This is a genomic window from Cobetia sp. 14N.309.X.WAT.E.A4 (genome assembly GCF_030397495.1).
Taxonomy (GTDB): domain Bacteria; phylum Pseudomonadota; class Gammaproteobacteria; order Pseudomonadales; family Halomonadaceae; genus Cobetia; species Cobetia marina.
This window is the reverse complement of sequence record NZ_JAPNXT010000011.1, coordinates 55,687-82,207: the sequence shown is the minus strand read 5'-3', so window position 1 is coordinate 82,207 and position 26,521 is coordinate 55,687. Positions and strand designations below refer to the sequence as shown.

Here is a 26,521-nt window from a genome sequence, read left to right as displayed (position 1 = left end):
GGCGCTCTCGCGACTGGTCAGAGGCCGTTGCGCATCAGGGCCTGACATCTTTCGTCCGGAGTCCGCATGGACAACAGCCCTGAGTCGCCAACCCCGGCATCGCCACCCTCCGCCACTGGCAGCAAGCCACCCTCCTCCCGCCGTCTGATCTGGATGCGCCTGCTGGCGCTGATCATTCTCGCGCTGGCGATAGCGCTGGCGGCCTGGTGGATGACCCACCGCCCCGGCGCCCCCAAGCGCGCGCCCAGTGACGCCCCGGTTCCCAGCGTGGAAGTGGTGACGGTCAGCCATACGGCCAGTGCACCGACACTGGAAGGCTACGGCCGCGTGATCGCCGATCGTCAGACGACCGTATCCACCCGGGTCAGCGGTCAACTGGCGCCCTTCCCCGAGGGCATCGAGGCGGGCCGTGAAGTCCGCGCGAACCAGCTGCTGGCGAGCCTCGACCAGCTGGATTACCAGCTGGCGCTGCGTCAGGCCGAGGCGGATCTCGCCACGGCAGAAGCCAGCCTCGCCTCGGAAAAGGGCGAGCAGATCCGCGCGGCCTCGGAATACAAGACCTTCGGTCGCAACCTGCCGGCGGCGCAGAAAGCGCTGGTGCTGCGCGAGCCTCAGCTCAAGTCGGCTCAGGCCGCGGTGGACAGTGCCCGCGCCAGCCGCGACCAGGCCAGACTCAATCTGGAACGTACCGAGATCCGCGCGCCCTATGACGGCCTGATCAGCGAGCGTCTGGTCGGCGAAGGCAGTGACCTCAACGCCTTCACCGACCTGCTGACGCTGGTGGCCACCGACCGCTTCTGGGTGCGTCTCAATCTCCCGCAGGCCGACATGGAATGGCTCTCGACCCATGCCCGTGACGGTCAGGGCACGCCGGTCCTGCTGTCCAGCAAGGCATGGCCGGAGGGCCAGCATCGGCGCGGCGAAGTGTGGAGCGTCCTGCCGTCCCTGGAGGACAACGGCCTGCTGACCCAGGTGATGGTGGCAGTGGAAGACCCATTGGCGCTCGACGTCTCCGAGGAGGCGCGCGCCAGCACGCCGGCCCTGCGCCTGGGCGATGTGGTGGAAGCGACTCTGACACCTCAGCGCACCGCATCGCTGATCGAGCTGCCGGTCAGCGCCCTGCGCAGTGGCCAGCAGGTCTGGGTGCTGACGGAGGATGGCTATCTGGAGAAACGTGCGGTGGGCGTGCGCCATCTGGGCAACGACACCCTGCTGATCGCCGGGGGACTGAGCGATGGCGAGCGGGTCATCGTGAGTGCCTTGAGCAATGTCGAGGCCGGCATGGCGCTGCGTGCCCGCGGTGATGCGCCGACGCCGACCACCAGGACCCCTGATAACAAGGCGGCTGACGACAAGACGACGGCTGGCGACAAGAGCACCGCGACAGTTGAGCAGGACACCGCGACTGGTGACAAGAACGCCACGGTTGCCGACAAGAGCGCCACGACCACCGGAAGTGACTCATGACGGCACCGTCGCGCCTCAAGGGCCCCATCCGCTGGATGCATGATCATGGTGTCGCCGCCAACCTGCTGATGCTGTGTCTGATTCTCGGCGGTCTGCTGATGTCCAGCCAGATCAAGAAGGAGGTCTTCCCCTCCTTCGAGCTCGAGATCATCAACGTCAGCGTCAGCTATTCCGGCGCGACCCCCGATGAAGTGTCCGAGAGTCTGTTGCAGGCCATGGAATCCGCGGTGCAGGACGTGGAGGGGATCGAGGAGATCACCGCCACGGCCGAGGAAGGCCTCGGCTCACTGTCCATCGAGCTTCAGGATGGCGTCGAGACCATGCGCGCCTACCAGGACATCCAGCAGGCCATCGACAGCATCACTACCCTGCCCGATGAGTCTGATCCGCCCGTCTACTCGCTGGCAGGTCGCTCGCGCAGCGTGATGGAACTCAAGCTGCACGGCCAGACGGATGACCAGACCCTGCGCAACGTCGCCGAGCGTCTGCGCCTGAGCCTGCTGGACAGCAACGACATCACCAAGGTGGAGCTGACCGGCATCCGTGACCGGGAAGTGCACGTGTCACTGGAGGAAGGGGCGCTGCGCCGTTACGGCCTCTCGCATCAGGATGTGGCCAGCCTGATCGGCAATCAGGCGCTCAACCTGGCCGGCGGCAGCCTGGACACCCAGCAGGGCGAGTACCTGGTGCGCTACGAGGCGCGGCGCGACGGTGCCGCCGAGTTCGCGCAGCTGCCGGTGATCTCCAGTCAGGAAGGCAATGTCATCCGCCTGGGCGATATCGCCACCGTCACCGACGGTTTCGCCGACAGTGACAAGGAAGTGCTCTATGACGGTGAACCGGCGATCGGCCTGGACATCTATCAGGTCGGCTCCCAGACACCCAACGAGCTGTCCGCCGCGACCATGGCGATGCTGCCGGAGCTGTCCGCCAGCCTGCCGCGCGGCCTGACGCTGAGTGTCGAGGACGATGATTCGCTGGTCTACCAGGACCGTCTGGAACTGTTGCTCAAGAACGCCTGGATGGGGCTGGTGCTGGTGCTGGTGCTGCTGGGCCTGTTCCTGGAGGCGCGCCTCGCCTTCTGGGTCACCCTGGGCATCCCCACGGCCTTCCTGGGGGCGATGCTGTTCCTGCCGCTGGTCGGCGTGTCCATCAACATGATCTCGATGTTCGCCTTCATCATCGCGCTGGGCATCGTGGTGGATGACGCCATCATCGTCGGCGAGAACATCCACTCGCATCGCGAGCGCGGCGCCAGCATGCGCGAAGCCGCCATCCTCGGCGCACGCGAGATCGCGGTGCCACTGGCGTTCTCGATCCTGTCCAACATCGTGGCCTTCATTCCGCTGCTGTTCCTGCCCGGCTTCCTCGGGCTGGTATTCGGCATCATCCCGCTGGTGGTGATCAGCATCTTCGCGCTGAGCTGGATCGAGGCGATCTTCATCCTGCCCGCACACCTGGGTCACACCAGCGAAAAGCCGATTCGCTGGCTGGCACCGCTGGACCGCGTGCGTCACGGCGTCCAGCACGGACTGGAGCGCTTCACGCGTCAGCGCTTCCAGCCCTTCCTCGAGGGGTGTCTGAACTACCGTGGTCTGACCGCCATCTGTGGCCTGGCGCTGCTGGTGCTGGCGATGGCCTGGATGGCCAGTGGCCGTCTCGGCTTCTCGCTGATGCCACGCGTGGAATCCAACCGTGCCGGCGTCACCGCCAATCTGCCGGTGGGCAGCCCGATCAGCCAGGACCGCGAAGTGCGCACCCTGCTGCTGGCGGCGCTGGACCGCGTGCGCGAGCGCGAAGCCGACCTGGCGGTCTTTTCCACCAGCGCCGAGATAGAAGGCAACTCGCTGAGCATCATCGCCAATCTGGACACCACGGTGGAGAACAACTGGTCGCCCTCGCAGCTGATCAAGGCCTGGCGCGAGGAAGCAGGCACCATCGCCAATACCGAATCGCTGCTGTTCGAATCCGATATCGGCGGGCCGGGACGCGGCGCGGGCCTCACCATTCGACTGTCATCCTCCGACAGTGCCGCGCTGATGGCGGCCGCCGCGACCCTGGCGACCTCGCTTGAGGATTACAGCTCGTTGTCGGATATCGACAGCGGTCTGGATGACGGCAAGCGCGAGCTCTATCTGCAGCTCAATGCCTATGGACGCTCGCTGGGACTGGACGGCGCGACGCTGGCCAACCAGCTGCGCGGACCGCTGTCCGGCGCCACGGCACTCAAGCAGCAGCAGGGTCGCAATGAGGTCGAGGTCAAGGTGCTGTTGCCCGAAGCCCAGCGCGCGAGTCTGGCCCAGCTGGAGAATTTCGGCGTGCAGACGGCCGACGGCGTCAGCGTGCCGCTGGGACTGGTGGCCGACATCCAGCAGGGACGCGCCGCCTCCAGCATCCTGCGCATCGATGGTCGCCGCGTGATCGAGGTCACCGCCAACGTCACGCCGTCCGATGCGGTCAGTCAGGTGATCACCAGTCTGGAAAGCGATGTCTATCCCGAGCTGAAGAGTCAGTATCCAACTCTGAGCATCGGCTATGGCGGGCGTCAGGAGGAGACCGCCGACAATCTGGGGTCCCTACAGGTCTCGTTGCTGCTGACCCTGGCGGCGCTCTATCTGCTGCTGGCCCTGCCCTTCAGAAGCTATCTGCAGCCGCTGCTGGTGATGACGGCGATCCCCTTCGGCCTGATCGGCGCGGTGATCGGCCATCAACTGATGGGCTACGGGCTATCGGTGATCAGCCTGATGGGCATGCTGGCGCTGTCGGGCATCGTCATCAACGATGCGCTGGTCCTCATCGACTATGCCAACCGCCAGCGGCTGGCCGGAGCCAGTGCGCGTGAGGCGATCATCATGGCGGCCACGCGACGTCTGCGTCCGATCCTGTTGACCACGCTGACCACCTTCTTCGGTCTCGCGCCGATGATCTTCGAGACCTCGCGCCAGGCTCGCTTCATGATCCCGATGGCCGTTTCCATCGGCTTCGGCATCCTGTTCGCGACGGTCATCCTGCTGATCCTGGTGCCGTCGCTCTATCTGCTGCTGGAAGACCTGCAGCACAGCCTGCGTCGCCTGCTGGGACTGCCGCCCCGCACCCCGCCTCAGGAGGAACGTGCGTCATGATCCAACCCGTGACCGCCCTGCGTTCGAGACTTTCGGTCCGCCTGTTCGTGATCCTGCTGCTGACCAATGTCGTGATCGGCGGCAGCATCTACCTGTTCATTTCCAAGAGCATGGACAAGGGCTTCGCCGAGTACCTGCAGCAGACCCAGCAGGAGCGCGTCGAGATGATCTCGACGGACCTGATCAGCGCCTATGCCGCCGAGGGCAGTTGGCAATGGCTCAAGAGTCGGCGCAACTGGGGGCGTATCGTGCACTCCCGCCCGCCGAGCGAAGAGGACGGCATGATGCCCGGGCCCGGCATGTCACCGCCGCCAGGCCGGGAGGACAGCATGATGCCCGGCCCCGGCATGTCGCGCCCGCCGGTCGGAGAGCAGGCCATGCTGCTGGGGCCCAACATGACGCGCCCACAGGATTACATGCTGCGTGATGCCGATGGCCAGCGTCTCAATGGGGCACCGCGCCCCATTCCCGGCATGCAGTTCAAGGACCTGATGCTTGATGGCAGCAAGATCGGAGAACTCGGCTATCTGCCGGTAAGCGAGATGCTGAAACGCGGCAAGGACCAGTATCTGGAACGTCAGTCGCGCGATCTGGCCATCATCATGCTCTCATCCGCCTTCGCCTCGCTGCTGGCGGCCGCCGGGATCGCCTGGTGGCTGGGGCACCGCGTCCGTGACCTGGCCTCTGGTGCCAATCGCCTGTCGAGTGGCGACTATGCCACCCGTCTGCCGGTCCGCGGGCAGGATGAGCTGTCGCGGCTGGCCGAAGACTTCAATGCCCTGGCGGCGACACTGGAGAGCAATCGCGATTCCCGCCAGCGCTGGGTCAGCGACATCTCCCACGAGCTACGGACTCCCCTGGCGGTGCTCAAGGGTGAGATTGAAGCCATGCAGGATGGCTTCCGCCCGATGAGCCATTCAAGCCTCGGCTCGCTGGCCCAGGAGGTGGACGCCCTCAATCGCCTGGTGGCGGACCTGCGCCTGCTGGCACAGAGCGATGCCGGTACGCTGGAAGCCTGGCGCGAGCCGCTGGCGCTGGATATCCAGCTCCGTGACAGCCTGGACGACCTGCGCGGCTGGCTGGCGGATGCCGGGATCGAACTGGAGACCGACATCCCGCTGCCGCTGCGGGTGCTGGGCGACACGCAACGCCTGCATCAGCTGTGGAGCAACCTGGCCAGCAACACCCGTGCCTATACCGATGCACCGGGCAGACTCAAGGTCAGTCTGCTGCACGAAGCCGCCAGCCCCGCCCAGGGAGCCGGCCACCCCGGCTGGGCGATCGTGCGCTGGGAGGATTCCAGCCCCGGCGTGCCGGACGCCGAGCTTGCCCATCTCACCGAGCGACTGTATCGCGTCGAGAACTCGCGCAATCGCTCAAGCGGTGGCAGCGGGCTGGGGCTGGCCATCGCCAGCGCGCTGGTGAGTGCCCATGAAGGCGAGCTGGTGCCGGGGCACTCCACACTGGGCGGGCTGCGATGGGACATTCGCCTGCCGCTGTTGTCTACTTGAGACTGACTCTTTTTCATCCGCAAGGACTCTTGACCATGAGCGACATTCACGCCGACCACTCCGATGACCAGGCACAATCTCGCAAGCCACTGATTCTGGTGGTCGAGGATGAGCCCAAGATCGCCAGCCTGCTGTGCGATTATCTGAATGGCAGCGGTTATCGCACCCGCCACGTGGATGATGGCAATGCCGTCATCGCCGCGGTCAATGACGAGAGACCGGCACTGGTCCTGCTCGACCTGATGCTGCCGGGCACCGATGGCCTCACCCTGTGCCGTCAGCTGCGCGCTGAAGACGCCCTGCTGCCCATCGTGATGCTGACCGCGCGCGTCGAGGAAGTGGATCGCCTGCTGGGGCTGGAGCTGGGCGCCGATGACTACATCTGCAAACCCTTCAGCCCGCGCGAGGTGGTCGCCCGCATCAAGGCCGTGCTGCGTCGCAGTCAGGCACTCGACCAGACGCTCTCGCAAAGCTCCGCCAAGGGCCAGCTGACGCTCAACGAAGAAGGCTGGCAGGCCCTGGCGGATGGCCATGACCTGGGGCTGACCGCCGTCGAGTTCCAGCTGCTCAAGGTGATGATGCAATCACCGGGGCGCATCTTCTCCCGCGATCAGCTGATGGACCACATGTACCGGGATCACCGCATCGTCTCGGAGCGTACCGTGGATTCCCACGTCAAGAAGCTGCGCCGCAAGATCGCCAGTGCCTGGCCGGAGCGCGACGTGATTCGCTCCATCTACGGTGTCGGCTACAAGTTCGAGCCTGACGTGCTGGACTGACTCCCCCCCCTCTCCCCGGGCCCGCGAACCTTTCAGCAACATGACAGCCGCCGTCTGTGACCACAGACGGCGGTTGCGTTTTTGTTGCACCCGCGGTGCTAACTTGCTGTCCAACTGCGACGGATACTGTCATCACTGCCTGAGTACGCGACATCGACTGCCGCATGAGCTCGGGCTCACGCCACAAGTGAGGTATTCGCCATGTCCCACCGTCCTGCCAAGCGTGCGCGTCCTCGCACTCGTCTGATCAGTGCCGGCATGCTGAGCGTCATGCTGATGGTGTCACCGCTGACCGTGAGCAGCGCCAGCGCCGCCGATGTCTCCCTGAGCGTATTGCTGGATGGCATCAGCCTGAACGTCAGTCAGCGCGACACCCTCGACACGCAATATCGTCACTACCGCCAGCAGCGTCAGGCGGCCGAGAGCCACCACGATGCAAAGGCGCTGGCCAAGGCCCGTCAGGACTATCTGGCCAAGGTCGACAGAATCCTGAACGCCGAGCAGACAAGCCGTTTTCATCAGCACTTCGATCGCCACTACCCCGACAAGGCCAGCACGGGCAAGCAAGCCCGGCACTGACGGCCTCGTGGCAGGCTGCCGCGACAGCGTTGCAGATCCTGACATGACACATTGCACACTTACCCGCGAGTACTTGCACAATCCCGGCACATTCGCCGCCGATACTCGCTATATCGCATGAACGCAGTTCTTTATCTCGACATACGGAGTACGCCATGAACCGCATTTCTCGCAAGCTCATCGTTTCCGGTCTGCTGACCGCCCTGGCACTGCCGATGACCGCCATGGCCGCCAGCGGCGTCAAGCAACAGGAACAGCACGACGGTGCCGCCGGCCGCCAGGCAGGCCTGGACAAGATTCTCGCCAGCTGGCACCTCAGCGATGCTCAGAAACAGAAGCTCGAAACGCTGAAGCAGCAGCAGATGGAAAGCCGCAAGCAGCTCAAGGAACAGACCTTCGACTCTCGCGAAGCACGTCGTGATGCCATCAAGGCCCAGCGTGACCAGCACAAGGCCGCCCTCGCCGAGATTCTCGACGACAACCAGGTCAAGGTGCTTGAAGCCTACTGGGCCGCAGGCAAGCCGATGCACGGCAAGCATGATGCCAAGCGCCCTGATGGGGCCGACAAGCATGGCGACAAGCCGATGGCCATGAAGGACAAGCCGGCCGGCGGCAAGCACATGGGACGCGATGGCGATCAGCGCATGGCACTGATGGGCGCCCTGTTCGACAGCTGGAACCTGGATGACGACCAGCGTGCATCCCTCAAGGATTCCTTCGATGCCATGCGCGACGACATGAAGTCGCTCAAGGAGACCGACTTCGACTCGCGTGAAGCGCGCAAGGCCGCCTTCAAGGAACTGCGCGAGACGCAGCACGAGCGCCTCGCCAAGGTGCTCAACGATGACCAGATCAAGGTGCTGGACATGATGCACCAGCGCGACAAGCGCGGCCCGAAGATGGCGGAGCGTCAACAGCGCGAGGGCATGAAGGCCCTGCTGGCAAGCTGGAATCTGAGCGATGATCAGATGCAGGCGCTCAAGGAAGTCCGCAAGGAAATGCGTGACGAGATGCATGACAGCATGAAAGAGATGCACGACGACATGCGGGATGCCATGAAGGACGCCGACACCAGACAGGAGCGTGTCGCGGCCCGTCAGGAAATGCGCAAGGAGATGAAGGAGCAGCGCCTGGAACTGCGTCAGGAAGGCCGCGAGAAACTGGCTGATGTCCTGTCCGCCGAACAGCTGGACGCGCTGGAGGCCTTCATGGCCAATGGCATGCGTCATGGCGGCCCGCACGGTGGTCCGCAGGAGGGACCGGGCGAGCCGGCTCCGCAGGCCTGATGCGCGGCACCTGAGAGGCGACTCCCCTTTTCAGGTGCCAGCCAGACACGCCCCATGAAGTGACCCTGATCGGTCTTGTGGGGAAGAAAACGCGAAAACGATGCCGCCCCGGCCGCCTTCTGGTGGTCGGGGCGGTGTCGTTTTCGTCCATTGGCGACAGAAATGTCTCTCTCCGCGACATTCCTGACGGGAGGCTCTGGCATGAGGGCTCGCGCCCGACGGATCGCGACAGGTTCATAAGAGAAAGCGACAGTCCCCCTGTCTTTTTGGGTAATGGGGGTTATATTTTTATTGAACAATCAATTAAAATAATTTTGCGAGGCCTTGAGCATTACATGGCGTGATGATGAGAGTCGTGCTTTCCTGACTGCTGAGCTCCCCCGTCCGAGGGTTCTCTCGAACGACAGGGCATTGAGCAACGGTGTCCATGACAGAAGCCACCGCAGGGGGATGCCTGCAACCGTCAGCGGAAAGCGGACCCGGCACTGGCCGCGAAGGAATTCGCGCCGCGCAGATGTCGGAGTCAGAGATCTTGGCAAGACAGTCTCTGACGTCCAGCAGCGCCCTGTGAACGTTCACCATGATGAAGGTCGCGAGACAGTCGCCAGGCATGCCGTTGCCGAGGCGCCCGCCGACCGACCTTCGTGAATCGCCTTGAGGCCGTTCTCGCCTGCTGCCTGCGGATGGACCTGCCATACCTCCGCCTGCCAGTCGACACTGCCACCGCTTCAGCGCTACCCATGACGGGTGCTGAGCGAGGCCCGTGCCGTTCGTGTCCGTCTTTGCTGACACCCTGCCGTTGCCCCCACAGCCGCAGGCTGTCAGCAAAGCACTACGCACGAGTGAAACTTCCCCATGACAGGAGTTCCTCATGCAGAAACCCGCTTCCTCCGAGAGCGCTGCGCCGACCTCGAGTCGCATCAATCCGACGGTCTTCTACGGATCGATCATCGGTATCGTGGCGTTCCTCGCCTTCGCGATGCTGTTCACCGAACTGGCTGACCAGTGGATCGGCAATGCCCTGAGCTGGACCATCGATACCTTCGGCTGGTTCTACATGCTGGCCATCGTGGCCTATCTGGTCTTCGGTGTGCTGATCGCCTGCTCACGCTTCGGGCGCATCCGCCTGGGACCGGACGACTCGCGTCCTGAATTCTCGCTGATGTCCTGGGCCGCGATGCTGTTCGCCGCCGGTATCGGCATCGACATCCTGTTCTACTGCATCGCCGAGCCGCTGTCCCACTATGTGGCACCGGTCACGGGGGACCCCGAGACCCAGGCGGCGATCCGCAACGCCATGGTGGAAACCTTCTTCCACTGGGGGCTCTCCGGCTGGGGCATCTATGTGCTCGCCGGCATGTCGCTTGCGTACTTCAGCTATCGCCACCGCCTGCCGCTGGCCATCCGCTCGGCCTTCTATCCGCTGCTGGGCAACCGCATCAATGGCCCGATCGGCAACGCCGTGGATATCTTCGCCATCATCTCCACCGTGTTCGGCATCGCCACCTCACTGGGCATCGGCGTCATCCAGCTGAACTACGGTCTCAAGTTCATGCTGGGCGTGCCCGAGAACCTCGCCGTGCAAGCGGCACTGATCATCGGCGTGATGATTCTGGCGACGATTTCCGTCATCACCGGTGTCGAGAAAGGCATTCGCCTGCTGTCCGAATTCAACATGCTGCTGGCCACCGCCCTGCTGATCTTCGTGCTGGCCGTCAGCGACACCTCCCAGCTGCTCAACGCGCTGGTGCTCAACATCGGTGACTACCTGACCCAGTTCACCGCCAAGAGCTTCGATACCTATGCCTACACGCCGGGGACCGATGAATGGATGAGCGGCTGGACCCTGTTCTTCTGGGGCTGGTGGATCGCCTGGACCCCGTTCGTGGGCCTGTTCCTGGCGCGCATCTCACGTGGCCGCACCATCCGTCAGTTCGTGTTCGGTGCGCTGCTGATCCCGCTGAGCTTCATGATGGTATGGATGAGCGTCTTCGGTAACTCGGCCATCGACATGGTCGCCAACCAGGGCGTCAGCGCATTAGCCACCGAAGCCCTGAACGCACCGCAGAACACCATCTATACCTTCCTGGAGCAGCTGCCGTACTCCACCATCACCACCGCCGTGGTGGCGATTCTGGGGATCGTGTTCTTCGTGACCTCCGCCGACTCCGGCGCGCTGGTACTGGCCAACTTCACGTCCATCCTCAAGGACGTCAACCACGATGCGCCGATCTGGCTGCGCATCTTCTGGTCCGCCATCATCGGCCTGCTGACGCTGGCTCTGCTGATGGTCGGGGGGCTGAGCGCGCTGCAGAGCGCCGTGGTGATCACCGCCGTGCCCTTCTCCATCGTGCTGATCTTCATGATGATCGGCATGTACAAGGCGCTGATGATCGAGGACCGCAAGGAGAACGTGCGTCAGGACAACAGCTGCGTCTATGAAGGGGTCGACTGGCACGAGCGTCTGGATCACGTGCTCGACTTCGCCAAGAGCGGCAGTGCCGAGGCAACGCTGAAGCGCTCCATTCGTCCGGCGCTCAACCAGCTGGCCGAAGAGCTCAACCGCCGCGGCCAGGTCTCCTCCGTCAGTGAAGAGACGGCAGAGGGCGAGCCGCTGCCGCGCGTGACACTGGAAGTCGAGTTCGAGGATGCCTCCAACTTCGTCTACCAGGTGCGTTCGGTGCGTCACCAGACGCCGAGCTTCATCGATGCCAACGATGACTACTACCTGCGTCTGGCCGTCCACCTCTCCGAGGGTGGCAGCGGTCAGGAGCTCAACGGCCTGTCGCGTGCTCAGGTGCTCGATGAAGTGGTCACCGCCTATCAGCAGCATCTGGCCTTCGTGCGCAACGATACGGTCAATGAAGCCCCGGTGATGCCAGGCGTGATCGGCAAGCAGACCGACATCGACTGAGTCGTCATCCGGTGCTGAGCCTACGCTCGGCCTGCAACGCAAAAGCCCCCGCCGGTCTCCCGGCGGGGGCTTTTCCATGTCTGCGCCATCACGTCACGGGTGCCCGAGGCACCGGACATCTCAGGTCGCGGCGACGGTCTCGACCTGCTGTGCGCCCTTCTTGATCATCGCATAGCTGATTGCGGTCACCAGAGTGCCGGCGACGATGGCGCCCAGATACATCAGCGGGACGTTGATGGCATTGGGGATCAACAGCACGAACAGACCACCGTGCGGCGCCAGCAGCTTGGCACCTACCAGCATCGACAGGGCACCGGTCACGGCGCCACCGACCATGCAGGTGGGAATCACGCGCAGCGGGTCCTTGGCGGCAAAGGGAATCGCGCCCTCGGAGATGAAGCACAGCCCGAGAATGAAGCTGGCCTTGCCGGCCTCACGCTCCGGCTCGGCGAACTTGGAACGTGCGATGAAGCTTGCCAGCCCCATGCCCAGCGCCGGCACCATGCCCGCGGCCATGATCGCGGCCATCGGCGCATAGGTCTCGCTGGCCAGCAGGCCGACCCCGAAGGCATAGGCGGCCTTGTTGACCGGCCCACCCAGGTCAAAGCACATCATCGCGCCGAGCAGAATGCCCAGCAGGACCGCGTTGGCCGAGCCCATGGACTCGAGGAACTCGGTCAGCGCCGTCATCAGCCCCGCCACCGGCGTGCCGACCACATAGATCATCACCAGCCCGGTGACCATGCTCGCCACCAGCGGGATGATCAGGATCGGCTTGAGCGACTCGATGGACTGCGGCAGCTTCACGTAGCGGCTGAGCCCAGAGGCCGTGTACCCCGCGAGGAAGCCGGCGATGATGCCACCCAGGAACCCGGCGTCCAGTGTCGCGGCCAGCCAGCCCCCGATCATGCCCGGCGTGATCCCCGGGCGGTCCGCGATCGAGTAGGCGATGTAGCCCGCCAGTACCGGAATCATCAGCTTGAAGGCCGAACCACCACCGATCTGCATCAGCGCCGCCGCCAGCGTACCCTCCTCCTCGAAGGCCTTGATGCCGAACACGAAGGACAGCGCGATCATCAGGCCGCCTGCCACCACCATCGGCAACATGAAGGACACCCCGGTCAGCAGGTGCTTGTAGGGACCGCGCTTCTCGCCCTTCTGCTGGCCACCCTGACCGCCAGAGGCCGTGGCGGATTCCACCTCAGCACCTTCCAGCGCCTGCTCGATGGTGTCGCGCGGCTTCTTGAGCGCGGTACCGGTGGAGGTGCGCCAGACGCGCTTGCCGGCGAAGCGGGTCGGGTCGACCTCGATGTCACAGGCCAGAATCACTACCTCGGCCTCGGCGATCTCCTGTTCGGTCAGCGCATCCTGGGCACCGACCGAGCCCTGGGTCTCGACACGGGTCGGATAGCCCAGCGTCCGCCCGGCCTCGCTCAGTGCCTCGGCGGCCATGAAGGTATGCGCCACACCGGTGGGACAGGCCGTGACCGCCACGATGGACGGCCCCCGGGACGACGTGACGGGTGTCCCACCGGCAGCAGACGCGGGTGCGGCCGAGTCCGTGAGGGCCGCGATGTCCTTGCGCTCCAGCACCCGGGCACGCGAGTCGGCCAGCTCCAGAAAGGCCTGCGGGTCCGGCAGCGCATCCTCGATGGGGGCCAGATGCACCCGCTTGCCGAGAAAGTCGTCCAGCGCCACGCTGGCCAGCGGCGATGCGGCGATCAGCACCAGCTCCGCCTCCGCCAGCTGCGCCTCGCTGAGGGTGATCTCGGGTTCGATGCGCGAGCGCATGTCGATGATCGGATTCCAGCCACGACGACGCGCGGCCTGCTCCAGGCGGCGCGCCGCCAGGAAGGTGGTCGCCATGCCACTCGGGCAGGCGGTGACGATGATGACGTTCATTGGCGTGGCTCTCCGGCTGTCTCGACATCGGCAGACGCCAATGTCTCGATGCTGGTGTGTTGTTGGAGGGTCTTGAGTGTGGTGGCAAGCGGATTGCCGGGACCGGGATGGGTCACGGCCTCGGCGGAGAGTGCGGTGGCATGGCGCAGAATCCGCTTGCGGTCTTCGGGTGAGGCATCGGGCTGACAGAGCACGCCATGCAGCATGGCGGCCAGCAGGGTATCGCCGGCGCAGACGGTACTGACGACCTGCATGCGCGGCGGCCGAGCGCGCAGCATGGCGGCGCCGGGGCTGGCCCACAGCACGCCTTCCGGCCCGGCGGAGATCAGCGCCTGCTCGATGCCGTGATCGATCAGACGCCTGAGCGCACGCTCGCGGGCCGCATCACTGTCCAGCGGCTCCCCGGCCCACAGCGCCAGCTCCTGTTCATTGGGCTTCACCGCCGTGGGCGGCACCGCCAGCCCCGCTTCCAGCGCGGCACCGCTGGTATCGAGCCAGCAGGCGACATGGCGTTCGCGCACGCGACTCACCAGTGCTGCCAGCTGGGCATGGCTGATCCCCGGCGGCAGACTGCCGGCGATCACCACCGCACAACGTGGCAGATTGCCCTCGGCCTGCTGGCGGTCGATCCAGTCATCGATGCGCGCTTCCAGGCGTGCCAGGGCGTCCTCGTCCACCCGCATGCCGGTACCGTTCACGTCGGTGACCCGGCCACTGGCCTCGCCAAGCTTGACGTTGATGCGCGTCGCACCGGCCACGCGCTCGAAGGCGTCCACCAGCCCCCAGTCGGCAAAGGCCACGGTGAAATCGGCCTGATTGTCGGCCCCCAGAAAGCCGCTCAAGGTCACCGGGTGGCCCAGCGTCGCCAGCACGCGCGCCACGTTGATGCCCTTGCCTGCGGCTTCCAGATGATGACTGCGTGCACGGTTGACCGTTCCCAGCGTCAGACTGTCCAGCCCGATGCTCAGATCCAGCGCAGGATTGAGCGTCACGCACAGCACGGGACAGTCAGCGGCCGGGTGTGATGGCGAGTGATGGGAAGCTGTCATCACACCTGCTCCTCCTGCCGGGGATGGGGTTGGGCGTTCTGTTCGATCAGACTGTCCAGCGCGCTGCGCACGTCTTCCGACGTCGGCTGCGCCAGGGCGACGCGTGCCTGTTCGCGCGCCATGGTCAGATCCAGCTCACGCACCCGCGCCTTGACCAGCGGAATCTGGCGACTGGAGACGGACAGTTCATCCACCCCCAGGCCGACCAGCACACCCACGGCCTGATCATCACTGGCCAGCTCACCGCAGACGCCGACCCAGGCACCATGGGCATGCGCGGCCGCCACCGTCATCTCGATCAGACGCAGCACTGCCGGATGCAGCCCATCGGCCTGTGCGGAGAGCGTGGCATGGCCGCGGTCGATGGCCAGGGTGTACTGGGTGAGATCGTTGGTGCCCACCGAGAAGAAATCGACTTCGGGGGCGATGCTGGCGGCCGTCAGCGCCGCCGAGGGAATCTCGATCATCACGCCGACCTGCACGTCACGCACCAGCGGCTGGCCGTGCTCGGCTTCATGGGCGGCGTCCAGCTCGCTGCGTACGCGCTCGACGATGGCACGTGCAGCGCGCAGTTCGGCAAGGTCCTTGACCATCGGGAACATCAGGCGGATCGGGCGGGAGCCCGCCGCCATCAGCAGCGCCCTGACCTGGGTCTCGAGCACTTCCGGACGCGTCAGCGCCAGACGGATGCCACGCAGCCCGAGGAAGGGATTGTCCTCTCGCGGCAGCGGCCAGTACGGCAGCGGCTTGTCACCGCCGACATCCAGGGTGCGTGCCACCAGCGGGCGGCCATCCAGCGCATCGAGTGCCTCACCGTACTGGGCGGTCTGGGTGGCGAGATCCGGTGCCTGCGGATGGGCCATGAACACGAATTCGGTCCGCAGCAGGCCGACCCCTTCGGCACCGCGCTCGACGGCGTCGCCGGCATGCGCGGTATTGCCCAGGTTGGCCACCACCTCGACCTGATGGCCATCCCGGGTGATGGCTGGCGCCATGCGGGTTTCCCAGGCCGCGGCCTGACGCTGTTCATGGCCGGCGATCGCCTCTTCGGCCCGGGCGCGACGACTGGCGGAAGGCATCACGCTGACACGCCCGCGCTCACCATCGACGATCAACTCGCTGCCATCGGCGATCGCCAGCACGCTCGGGCCAGCCCCGACCACCGCCGGAATGCCCAGTGAACGCGCCAGAATCGCGCTGTGCGAGGTGGCCCCGCCCAGGGCCGTGACCAGTCCACGCACCCGGGAGGTATCCAGACGCGCCACATCCGACGGGCCGATATCCTCGGTCACCAGCACATGCGGCGTCTCGGGGGCGCTGGGCAGCGGCGTGTCGGTGAGCACGCCAAGCACACGGCGCCCGACGTCGCGCAGGTCAGCGGCGCGCTCGGCCAGCAGACGGTCCGCGAGGTTTTCCTGGGCTCGCGCGGCGCTGTCGATGGCGGACCACCAGGCAGCCTCGGCGCTGTGGCCTTCCTCGAGACTCTCGCGCGCCGCGGCAAACAGCTCCGGGTCGCCGAGCATCTCTTCGTGCATGGAGAGAATCTCGGCCATCTCGGCGCCTTCGGCCCGATTGACCAGCTCCTGCAGCTGCTCACGCGCCGTCTGGATGCCGCTCGCCAGCCGCTGGGCCTCGTGCTCGGCGCCCGCATCGCTGCGCGCCTCATAGAGAAAGCGCGGCTGATACATCACCCAGCAGGGCGCGATGGCCATGCCCGGCGAGGCCGCCACCGCCGGCACGACACTGTCGGCCTCGGGGGCTGCCACCTTGTCGGAAGCCGGCTGGGCATCCGGCGCACTGGCCTCGGGACGCTGGTCCATCAGCGGCTCCACGGACTCGCCAAGTCCTGCCTTGACCGCCGTGACCATGGCATCCAGCGCGGCCTGATTGGCCCGGGCATCCTCGCCGTTGGCACTGAAGACCAGCGTCTGGCCACGACGTGCTCCCAGCCCCAGCACCTTGGTGAGGCTGGCGGCACTGACGATACCGCCTTCCCCCTGCTCGAGGCGCAGCGAGGGAATGATGCCGAAACTCTCGCCGGCGTCCCGCGCGGCCTGTACCAGCTGCTTGGCGGGACGGGCATGCAGGCCATGTGCATTGAGCAGCGTCACGCTCGCCAGCTGTGCCGTGGAGGACTCCCCCAGCAGCCGCGCCAGCAGAGCGGAGGTGGACATCCCCGGCAGGCGCTCGCCTGCGCCATCTTCCAGCAGCGTCAGCAGACGCTCCAGCAACACGCGGTGCTGCCCGCCATCAGCGTCCAGCGCCAGACAGGCCACGGCGTTGATGCGCCCGTGACGGGTATCCAGCGCCTTCTCGGGCGTGACCACGGACAGCGCCGGCTGGCTCACGTCCTGTCGGGACTGCACCAGCCAGATGCCCTGGCCCAGAGCGTTCGGCTCGGTCTGGAGCATCGCGGTGAGAAAGCCGTCCCCGACGCAACCGGCCTGACGCAATCGCGCCGCGCCTGCCAGCACCAGCTCATCGCGGTCGCGTGCCGGGAAGCCACACAGCACGGTCTCGGCATCCAGACGTGGCGGAATCACCTCGCGGCCAAGCTCGGCGAGAATCTGCTCCGCGGTCGTCGCGGATGCCAGGCGCTCACTGACGCCTTCGCGGTCCAGCACGCGCGTCAGGGAACGCAGGATATCGAGGTGCTCATCGGACTGCGCCGCGATGGTCACCACCAGAAAGACACGGTTGCCATCGTGCCACTCCACCCCCTGCGGGAATTGCAGGACACGCACGCCGGTGGCCAGCACGGCCTCACGACTGTCGGGTGTCCCGTGGGGAATCGCGATGCCCTGCCCCAGGTAGGTGGAAGACTGCGCTTCGCGAGCCAGCAGACCTTCACGATAGGCCGGCGTGGCGCGCCCACCGGCAACCAGGGCATCAGCGGCCTGATTTAGGGCGTCGCGCCAGTCATTGGCGTGGGCGGCGAGGAGGACATCCTCATGAGCAAGGCTGAGCATGGCGGGCTCCTTGAGGCCCCTCTCTGGCAAGAGGCCTGGATGTGTGACGTGCGGCGCGGGCGTGACATCTGACGCACCGGCACTTCATGGGGCGAGTACCACAAGGGTAGCGGCGGCGTGGCGTGATGACGAATACTGCTGAATCGTGTCACCTCAATGGATTCATGCTGGCCGTTTTCTTGCGCGTGATCAAGTGAATGCCATGCAGATGAGCGGTTTTCGTGACTAGACATTGGGCGTAGAGCCGCCTGTGGTGCGGGGTTGCGAGGGGTCGGTCGAGGGATACCGTCATCAGTGAGGATTTGCACCTCAGGCCACAAGTGAGCATCATTCCTCGCACATGGAGCTCGCAGGTCCCGTTCTCCCTCTTCCAGCAAGGACAGTGGCATGACCCTGGCAGAAATCGCGCGTCTTGCAGGCGTTTCACGTACCACCGCCAGTTATGTGGTCAATGGGCAGGCACAGGCACGACGTATCAGCCCACAGACGGTCGAGCGCGTGATGGCGGTGGTGCAACGCCATCACTACCGGATCGATGCCCAGGCAGCCGCCCTGCGCCGTGGGGAAAGCCGGACACTGGGGTTCATGCTGCCCGATCTGGAGAACGCCAGTTACGCACGCCTCGCCAAGCTGCTGGAACGCGGTGCCCGCGAGCGCGACTATCAGCTGTTCATCGTCTGCTCCGACGACATCCCCGACACGGAGCGCGAACTGGCCCGCATGCTCAAGGCTCGCAGGGTCGATGCCTTGATCACCGCCAGCTGTCTGGCACCGGATGATCCCTTCTACCGCGAACTGACGCTGGATGGCTTCCCGGTGATCGGGGTGGACCGCGCACTGGACACGCGCCACTTCGCCAGCGTGGTCAGCAACAATGCCGATGCCGCCAGCCAGCTGACCCGTGCGGTGCTTGAGCATTCACCACGAGACCTGCTGTGGCTGGATGCCCTGCCGGAACTCGAGATATCGCGGGAACGTGCCCAGGGCATGCGCTCGGCGCTCGAGACCCATCAGAGCCAGACGCCGCTTGAGGCGACGACACTGCACGCCGCCCGCTATGAGCGCGCCGCCGGTGCCGAGGCACTGCGCGGATACCTCGCGCACTCGCCCATGCCGGAGGCGATCGTGACCGCCTCCTACACCTTGATGGATGGCGTGCTGGACGTGCTGTTCTCGAAGGGCCCGCCTGTCAACGCCCCCAGGGCGATGGCCAGCTTCGGCGATGATCGCCTGCTCGACTTCCTGCCGCTGCCGATCCATTCGCTGCCCCAGTGCCACCAGCGCATCGCGGATACCACCCTCACCCTGGCGCTCGCCGCCATCCAGAGCGATATCACTCCGGGCCTGACCCTGGTGGAACGCGAGTTGCGTCGCCGCTAGACGCCTCACGCGCCGTCGGGCCCGGCCCCGCGACCAGCTCAGCTATCCTGCCCGCCCACCGTGGCACGATGCTCACGTATTTCCGCCAGCAGCGCATCCACGGCGGCCTCGATACGTCCCTGGGGTGCCTGCCGGGCGAGGTGCTGTTCAAGCAGCTCAGCGGCATCGCTCAGCAGGTCATGCTCCAGCGCTGCGGCACTGCCCTTGAGCAGATGCGCCTCATGGGTGAGCTGCGCCAGATCCCCTTGCGCCAGCGCACGCGTCAGACGTTGATGCTGCTCCGTCAGCTGAGCATCGAAGGCCTTCTCGAGCTCGGCGATGCTGGCGGTGTCCAGCTCATCGCGCAAGCTGGAGGGGGATGGGCTCGCCAGATGACGGGCTTGCGGCGCCGGCCCTGGGCGGCCTGGCGTCTCGGCGCATGCTCCCGGCGATACTCTCCCTTGAGCATCACGCTGAGCCTCACCCCCGGCGTCGCCGCGAAGGCGGAGCCCCGGCTCGCCCCCCCAGTCCGGTTCCGCCTCACTCTGATGCCAGCCAGCCAGGCCTCCGTCCCGCAGCTGCCAGCGCGCCAGCATGGTGGCGACCTGGTGACGGCGCATCGGCTTGGAGAGGAAGTCATTCATGCCGGCCGCGAGACAGCGCGCCCGTTCACCGGCCTCCACATTGGCGGTCATCGCCACGATCAAGCTGGCGGTGCGTCCGTCGCGCCGCTCCAGAGCCCTCAAGCCTCGCGCCACGGCGAAGCCATCCATCCGCGGCATGCGCAGATCCAGCAACACCAGCACGATATCGTCGTTTTCCGTACACCAGTCCAGCGCCGCCTGACCGCTCTCGACCACCGTCACCGCATAGCCGAGACTGCAGAGCATGGCGCGCGCCACTTCACGATTAATGTGGTTGTCATCCACCACCAGCACCTTCTCTCCACGGCTGAGCGGCAGAGGCGCGTGGGAGTCGGTCTGCGGCTGGCTCATGGGGGCAAGCGGCAGCGGCAACTCGCACCAGAAACAGGCGCCTTCACCCTCGCGGGAGTTCATGCCCAGACGCCCCCCCATCAGCTCCACCAGGCGGCGCGCGATGGCCAGTCCCAGTCCGGTGCCGCCGAAGCGCCGCGCGATCGAGGCATCCCCCTGGGTGAAGGGCTCGAACAGACGCTTGGCCTGCATCTCGCTGATGCCGATACCGGTGTCATTGACCTCGAAACGGACTCGCCCCGCCGGCAGCGGATGCACCATCAGGGTGATCCTGCCGTGCCGGGTGAACTTGAAGGCGTTCGACAACAGGTTGAGCAGCACCTGACGCAGGCGAACGGAGTCTCCCATGACCCAGCGTGGCAGCTGGGCCGAGCGATGATCGACGAAGGCCACACGGGTACTGTCCAGTTGCGGCAGCAACAGATCGATGACGCCATCGACGGCCTGCTGGAGATCAAAGGGTCGCCGCTCGACGGTCAACTTGCCGGCCTCGATCTTCGAGAAGTCCAGCACGTCATCCACCAGCCCCATCAACACCTCCCCGCTGTCACGCAGGCTGGTGGCATACCGGTGTGCGCTGTTGTCCAGCGGCTCGGCCAGCAGCAGCTCGCTCATGCCGATGACACCGTTGAGCGGCGTGCGAATCTCATGACTCATGGTGGCGAGGAATTCGGACTTGGCACGGCTGGCCTGCTCGGCGCGTTCGGCTTCATGCTTGAGGGCCGTGGACAGGCTCAGCAGCTGCTGGCGGGCCTGCTCCCGCGCACGGGCCTGCAGCCAGACCTGGCGACTGACCAGCAGGGTCGTCAGTACCATCAGCCCGAGCAGCAACAGCATCCAATGCACGAGTCGATCGCGCTGCTGGCGTTCCTGGGTGGACTCCTCGGCAAGCTGGGCTCTCACCCGCAGCAGTAGCGTCTGGGTGACATCACTGATCTCGTCGCTCAGCGTCTGCAGCCTCGCGACAGAGGCGGCGTCCGGCAACTCTCTGCCCTCACGCCACTTTGCCTCCTTCCGCCACTCCCCCTCTTCCCGCCATACGCCCAATCGGATGTCGAGGTAGTCGATCTGGCTCATCACCTCATCGGCCAGCATGGGCACCGAGGCCAGGCTCATCAGATGATGACGGAAGTCGCCGCGCCGGAAGATGAAGGTCCGGCTGTAGAGCAGCTCGAAATCCTCCAGCACCTCCTGCCAGGCCGCACCACGCTTCACGCCCTGCGCCTGGGCATAGCGCGCGAGGGAATTGGTGAGGGTGATGGCCTCGCGGTCCAGCTGATAGACCGTCCAGACGGCATCATCGCGAGTGCGGTTCTCGAGCTTTACCTGGTTGTGGAGGATGACACCGCCCACTCCCACGGCCGCCAGCAGCAAGGCGATGATGATGGCCATGCCGACCCACAGCGGCCAGCGTGTCCGTGGCGCCTGGGCCAGAGCATGCATGGCGTGCGAGTCGGCCTCGCCGCCCGGCACCTCATCCCGTGATGCAGGGGAGCCCGCCACCGACGAGGGGGAAGACGGCTCACCATCATGTGGGTTGCCGGGCGTGGACGAGGGAGACGAGAAGATCCGATTCAAGCGCGAGCCAGAGGGTACCTGAGGAAGGGGGTGCCCAGGACGACGGCGCCCGGAGGCGACTTGACGACATCCGTCATCGCAGCCTTGGTCATCGCAGCCTTGGTCATCGCAGCACCAGTCCGTTGACCTGCCAGACGCTACGGAAGCGAATCTCTTCCGTCATCAGTTCCGGATGGGCATCGAAGGGATAGAGGATGAACAAGGGACCGAAATCCCGTACCGGCATCGGCTCGCCATCGCGGCGCGTCGCCAGCAACACCTCGTATCGCGTGATATCCGACATCGGGATATCGGCGGAAAAGTCATTGATGGCCTTCACGCTCACCGTCGAGACATCCTGCCCCACCCGCTGGATCAGCTCGCGCAGCAAGGGCCCGCTGAAGCGGACGACTCCCTGGGTCCATGGCGTGTGGGTGGCATTCACGCGCGAGGGCAGCGCCTCCAACATCGGCATGTCAAAGCGAGCCAATGGCGACGTCTCACTGCCGGCATTGCCACACGTCACCACGCCGCTGATGGTCAGCACGACCTTGCCCTTGGGCGACGGCAGGCATTCGTTGGCCTTGAGCGGGTGCGACTCCCTTGCAGGGGGCACTGACGCGTGCGCCGCCAAGGCCGACGGGGCAATGCCTGCCGCCAACAGAGCGAGGCACAGCGAGGAGACCCGCCGCGCCCCACGCCATGCGCGAATCGCCACGGCTGTCTTCCCGGTCTTGTCAGGCGCCACCAGAGTGCTTTCTGCCTCTGTCCAGATGGCCTTGAAGCGGCCTGCCATGCACTCTTTCATCCTGCTGTCCCATGCTATCCTGCCAACGCCACGTCCGCAGAGAGCCACAACTCTACGTCAGCCACCCTGTGCTTTGCGAGCCTGCGACAAGGCGTGCCTGACGACTCGGCTGCCTTTGAAGGCCTGCATCCGGCCCCGCTCTGAACGCTCGGCGTCGCGTCGTGTCGCCTGACCGGGGCCCCACACCATGCTGCCGGCCGCGATCTGCAGCGCTGCCCATTTTCACCCGTCGAGTCCGTTTCGTTCATGACTGATTGCCCAGCGTCCCCCGAGCCTTCCCTTCTCCTGCCACGCGTTCTCGCGGGTCCGATGCTCAGGCGCGTCACGCCAGACAGCATCGTACTGTGGCTGGTGACCTCGCGCCCTCAACAGGCCCGCGTGTGGCTACTGCCGGAAGACGAGAGCCGCCCACCGCTCGCGGGGCTCCCAGATACGCCACCTGCCCGACTGACGGAGCATCTGGCCATCCCTCTGGGCACCCATGCCTGGCTGATGCTGCTGGAGGCCCATGCCGAGTCTCCCCTGCCCGCCGATTGCGCCATCGCCTACGAGCTGGCACTGAGCGAGCGCGAGGACACCGCTGACAGTAGCGCCGCGCCGCAGGACGGCGACTGGCATGGCATCGCCGAGTGGGGCCCAGAGATCTGCTACCCCGGCGAGCCTCTGCCACGTTTCCGTCTGCCGGCGAAGCTGACCCGCATCGCGCATGGCAGCTGCCGCAAGCCGCATCACGGCCTGAGTGACAAGGAGGCCGAACGCGTCTGTGCCAACGCCAGTGACAGCGCTCCTGAAGGCCCGGCCGGCGACGGTCTGGTCGCACTGGATCACTGGCTGAGTGAGCGGCGCACCACACCGCTGGAATGGCCGGAAGTGATGCTGTTCACGGGCGATCAGATCTACGCCGATGACGTCGCCGGCCCCATGCTGGGGGCCATCGATCAGGTGATCGAGCGCCTGGGACTGCCGGAAGAGACCTTGCTGGGCGCCGAGGTCTCCGACAGCCGCGAACTGCGCCAGCACCCGTCGCACCTCTATCATCGCCCGCAGCTGCTGCCGGACATGCCAGCCAACGAGGGACTGGCCGCCAGTTTCTTCGGCGCCAAGCGCAAGCCCATCTTCACCTCCACCGGGGCTGACAATCACCTGATCGGCCTGTCGGAAGTCGTCGCGATGTACCTGCTGGTGTGGTCCGACGTGCCGTGGGCGGCCCTCGGGGTCGAACTGGAAGACCCGTCAGCGCTCGAAGGCCACGACGAGGCCACCCGCGAGCGCCATGCCCGCGAGGCACGCCATCTGGCACGTTTCCGCGCTGGGCTCGGTCAGGTGCGCCGCCTGCTGGCCAACGTCTCCAGCCTGATGATCTTCGATGACCACGACGTCACCGATGACTGGAATCTGAGTGCCGCCTGGGAAAAAGCCGCCTACGGCAATCCCTTCTCGCGGCGCATCATCGGCAATGCGCTGACCGGCTACCTGCTGTGTCAGGGCGCGGGCAACGCACCTCGGGCGCTCGGTGAGCTGCTGGAGCAGGCCAGCGAGCTGTTCACCGATGCGCATGCCGACACCGAGACCGCGCCGGAGGGCCATTTCGACGTCGAGCGTCAGGAGGCGTTGATCGCCCGGCTCGAGCGCTGCGAGCGCTGGGACTATCAGCTCGAGACCACGCCGGCCCTGATCGTGGCGGACACCCGCACTCGCCGCTGGCGCAGTGAGCGCAAGCTGTCGCACCCTTCGGGTCTGATGGACTGGGAGGCGCTGTGTGAACTCCAGCAACGTCTGGTGGAGCAGCGCGCGGTGGTACTGGTGTCTCCGGCTCCCGTGTTCGGGGTCAAGCTGATCGAGACGATCCAGAAGCTCTTCACCTTCGCCGGCAAGCCGCTGATGGTGGACGCCGAGAACTGGATGGCCCACCAGGGCGCCGCCAGCGTGATGCTCAACATCTTCCGCCATTCGCGCACGCCGCAGCATTTCGTGATTCTGTCCGGCGATGTGCACTACTCCTTCGCCTACGATGTGCGCCTCAGGCACCGCCGCTCCAGCCCGCACATCTGGCAGATCACCAGCAGCGGCATCCGCAACCGCTTCCCGGTGGGATTGCTTGACGTGCTGGATCGCCTCAATCGCTGGCTGTACGCCCCACGCTCACCGCTCAACCTGCTGACACGGCGTCGCAACATGCGCATCACGCCACGTCGTCACGATGCCGCAAGTCACGGCGAACGCCTGCTGAATGCCTGCGGTATCGGACTGGTGGATCTCGATGCAAAGGGCCGCCCCATCGCCATTCGTCAGCTGACCACCGAGGGCCGGGAGGTGCACTTTGTCCCACGTCGCTGAGGCTGCCTGCCCGCCACTGGCGCTGATCCATCACCCCGGCTATCGCATCGCGCTGCCCGAGAAGCATCCGTTCCCGATGGACAAGTTCAGCGTGCTCAAACGGCTGCTGGACCGCCAGTTGGCCGACTGCGCCTGGGCCGTCGAGTGGGTGATGCCCCAGCCCGCCGAGGAGGAAGACCTGCTCAGCGTGCACACCCGCCGCTACGTGCATGAATTTCTCAGTGGCACCTTGAGTCATCAGGCCCAGCGTCGCAGCGGTTTCGTGTGGAGCGAGGCCCTGCGCGAGCGCAGCGTGCTGGCGGTGGGCGGCACGCTGACCACCGTGCGCGAAGCCCTCACGCGCGGCCTGGCCTGCAATACCGCCGGGGGTACCCATCACGCCCATCCCGAGGCGGCCAGCGGATATTGTCTGCTCAACGACATCGGCGTGGCGGCGCATCAGGCACTGGAAGATGGCGTGACGCGGGTGCTGATCGTCGATCTCGACGTCCATCAGGGCGATGGCACCGCGTTGATCTTCGCTGACGAGCCACGAGTCTTCACGCTCTCGCTGCATGCCGAGAGCAACTTCCCGGCCCGCAAGCAGAAGAGTGATCTGGACGTACCCCTGCCGAAAGGCATGGGCGATGAGGACTATCTGGCGGTGCTGGAGCGCACGCTGGAGGCGGTGCTGACGCGGGTGCAGCCGGAACTCGTGATCTTCGATGCCGGGGTCGACCCGCACGCCGCCGACAGGCTCGGCCATCTCGAACTGAGCGACCGCGGCCTCTACCGGCGCGAGCGGCATGTCATCCAGCGCTGTCGCGAGGCGGGCGCGGCCGTGGCCTGCGTGATCGGCGGCGGCTATGACCGTGATATCGAGGCGCTGGCGTGGCGACACAGTCAGCTGCACCGGGCAGCGCTGGATGTCTGGCGTGAGGCGCATGGTCAGCCTGCCCTGTTCGGGCCGCCGGACTGAGCCTTGCCAACCGCCCCCTGAACGCAGACGCCCGCCATCGAAGGTGGCGGGCGTCTGCGTTCAGCCGCGAGGCGTCACTTGAAGGCCGTGACCTCGACAGGATCACCGACCCGCAGCGGCTGGTGGCGCGTCGGGTCCACCGCCACCAGGTTGTAGCCGAAGTGCACCTGGCCATCCTCGAAACGACGCACCCGCGCCAGTGTCGTCAGCGGCTCCCTGTCACCACGCTTCTCGCCGGTGGCCGGGTCGACATTGACCATCGCGCAGCGCGTGCAGGATGACACCAGGCGGAAACGTACCTCGCCGATCATCACCTCCTGCCAACCATCCTCGGCCCAGGCCTCGGCACCGCTGATCACGAGATTCGGCCGGAACTGGTTCATGCCGTGATCCGCCGTCGGCGTCTCGCGATTGAGCGCTTCCAGCGAGGCCTCGTTGGCCAGCAGCAGCGGGAAGCCGTCCGCGGCACTCACGCGCTGTCGGATGATCTCGCGATAGCGCTCGGAGCGCTCGCCCAGCCAGCACAGCCGCACCGGCATGCCGAGCTGCTCGCTCAACCAGGCATCCGCCTCGTCACTGACGCTCAGGGCGCTGAACTGGTCTGCCCACACCTGGATGTCGAGACGCTCGGCCTCATCACGGGTCGCGAAGCTCACCTCACCGCAGGCCGGGCGGTCCAGCTGCCACAGCCGCCAGTGGCCCGGCGACTGCTCGCGCAGTGCCAGACGCTGCATCTGCGGATGCGTGCGTGCGGTGACGAACTTGCCGCGTGCCGCGACCACCACGAAACGGCGGTCCTGCGTCAGGCCTTCCTCGCCGACAGTCGTGCTCTCAAGTGCCTCGGCGGCGCCTGACTTCAAGGGGTAGCGCCACAGGTGGGTCAGCTGCATCAGGGTCTTCCTTGTCGATGGATACCGAGCGAGGCACAT

The 26,521-nt window shown here is 65.8% G+C and carries 16 protein-coding genes; 10 read left to right on the top strand and 6 right to left on the bottom strand.

Translation table 11 applies throughout. The features are described from left to right. Window positions 1-66: 66 nt before the first annotated feature. From OW493_RS14120 to betT, 7 genes are all read left to right on the top strand, one after another. Complete coding sequence (locus OW493_RS14120) at window positions 67-1,467, top strand: efflux RND transporter periplasmic adaptor subunit (RefSeq protein ID WP_289864556.1); 1,401 nt, start codon at window positions 67-69, stop codon at window positions 1,465-1,467. Continuing rightward, on the top strand, window positions 1,464-4,589 hold the full coding sequence (locus OW493_RS14115) for an efflux RND transporter permease subunit (RefSeq protein WP_254696556.1): 3,126 nt from the start codon (window positions 1,464-1,466) through the stop codon (window positions 4,587-4,589). Before OW493_RS14120 ends, OW493_RS14115 begins: the two co-directional genes overlap by 4 nt. Further along, entirely contained in the window at window positions 4,586-6,100 is a 1,515-nt protein-coding gene (locus OW493_RS14110) for an ATP-binding protein (protein ID WP_289864554.1), read from the top strand. Before OW493_RS14115 ends, OW493_RS14110 begins: the two co-directional genes overlap by 4 nt. A 35-nt stretch (window positions 6,101-6,135) precedes the next feature. Next, on the top strand, window positions 6,136-6,879 hold the full coding sequence (locus tag OW493_RS14105) for a response regulator (protein ID WP_084207931.1): 744 nt from the start codon (window positions 6,136-6,138) through the stop codon (window positions 6,877-6,879). Between the two features lie 201 nt (window positions 6,880-7,080). After that, window positions 7,081-7,458 (top strand): hypothetical protein, encoded by a 378-nt coding sequence (locus OW493_RS14100; protein WP_077378389.1) that lies wholly within the window; start codon window positions 7,081-7,083, stop codon window positions 7,456-7,458. A gap of 155 nt (window positions 7,459-7,613) precedes the next feature. Then, window positions 7,614-8,744, top strand: coding sequence for a hypothetical protein (locus OW493_RS14095; RefSeq protein WP_289864549.1), 1,131 nt, complete (start codon window positions 7,614-7,616; stop codon window positions 8,742-8,744). Window positions 8,745-9,615: 871 nt separating this feature from the next. Then, the gene (betT, locus tag OW493_RS14090) at window positions 9,616-11,658 is read left to right on the top strand and encodes a choline BCCT transporter BetT (protein WP_077378383.1); all 2,043 of its coding nucleotides are present in this window, start codon (window positions 9,616-9,618) and stop codon (window positions 11,656-11,658) included. A gap of 120 nt (window positions 11,659-11,778) precedes the next feature. Here the strand turns inward: betT and OW493_RS14085 are convergent, their stop codons facing one another. From OW493_RS14085 to ptsP, 3 genes are read right to left on the bottom strand one after another with little or no spacing between them, the layout of a single operon-like run. After that, window positions 11,779-13,560 carry a PTS fructose-like transporter subunit IIB gene (locus OW493_RS14085; RefSeq protein ID WP_084207929.1) on the bottom strand — a complete coding sequence of 594 codons (1,782 nt, stop codon included), beginning with the start codon at window positions 13,558-13,560 and terminating at the stop codon, window positions 11,779-11,781. Then, window positions 13,557-14,609, bottom strand: a complete 1,053-nt coding sequence (locus OW493_RS14080) for a 1-phosphofructokinase family hexose kinase (protein ID WP_077378377.1) — start codon at window positions 14,607-14,609, stop codon at window positions 13,557-13,559. Before OW493_RS14080 ends, OW493_RS14085 begins: the two co-directional genes overlap by 4 nt. Next, complete coding sequence (ptsP, locus tag OW493_RS14075; protein WP_289864543.1) at window positions 14,609-17,578, bottom strand: phosphoenolpyruvate--protein phosphotransferase; 2,970 nt, start codon at window positions 17,576-17,578, stop codon at window positions 14,609-14,611. The genes OW493_RS14080 and ptsP overlap by 1 nt, the downstream gene beginning before the upstream one ends. A 387-nt stretch (window positions 17,579-17,965) precedes the next feature. Between ptsP and cra the strand changes: the two genes are divergently transcribed. Further along, complete coding sequence (gene cra / locus OW493_RS14070; RefSeq protein WP_077378370.1) at window positions 17,966-18,958, top strand: catabolite repressor/activator; 993 nt, start codon at window positions 17,966-17,968, stop codon at window positions 18,956-18,958. Window positions 18,959-18,996: 38 nt separating this feature from the next. Here cra and OW493_RS14065 read toward each other — a convergent pair whose 3' ends face one another. Then, entirely contained in the window at window positions 18,997-21,510 is a 2,514-nt protein-coding gene (locus OW493_RS14065) for an ATP-binding protein (RefSeq protein WP_289864538.1), read from the bottom strand. 103 nt (window positions 21,511-21,613) lie between these two features. Next, window positions 21,614-22,285, bottom strand: a complete 672-nt coding sequence (locus tag OW493_RS14060; protein WP_289864536.1) for a molybdopterin-dependent oxidoreductase — start codon at window positions 22,283-22,285, stop codon at window positions 21,614-21,616. 321 nt (window positions 22,286-22,606) lie between these two features. Here OW493_RS14060 and OW493_RS14055 point away from each other — a divergent pair, with 321 nt between their 5' ends. Both OW493_RS14055 and OW493_RS14050 read left to right on the top strand, forming a co-directional pair. Further along, complete coding sequence (locus OW493_RS14055) at window positions 22,607-24,634, top strand: alkaline phosphatase family protein (protein ID WP_240499655.1); 2,028 nt, start codon at window positions 22,607-22,609, stop codon at window positions 24,632-24,634. Further along, on the top strand, window positions 24,618-25,592 hold the full coding sequence (locus tag OW493_RS14050) for a histone deacetylase (protein WP_255303156.1): 975 nt from the start codon (window positions 24,618-24,620) through the stop codon (window positions 25,590-25,592). Before OW493_RS14055 ends, OW493_RS14050 begins: the two co-directional genes overlap by 17 nt. A 74-nt stretch (window positions 25,593-25,666) precedes the next feature. On the opposite strand, the gene OW493_RS14045 is transcribed toward OW493_RS14050, so the two are convergent. Further along, entirely contained in the window at window positions 25,667-26,482 is an 816-nt protein-coding gene (locus tag OW493_RS14045) for an MOSC N-terminal beta barrel domain-containing protein (RefSeq protein WP_258038322.1), read from the bottom strand. Between the last annotated feature and the right edge of the window lie 39 nt (window positions 26,483-26,521).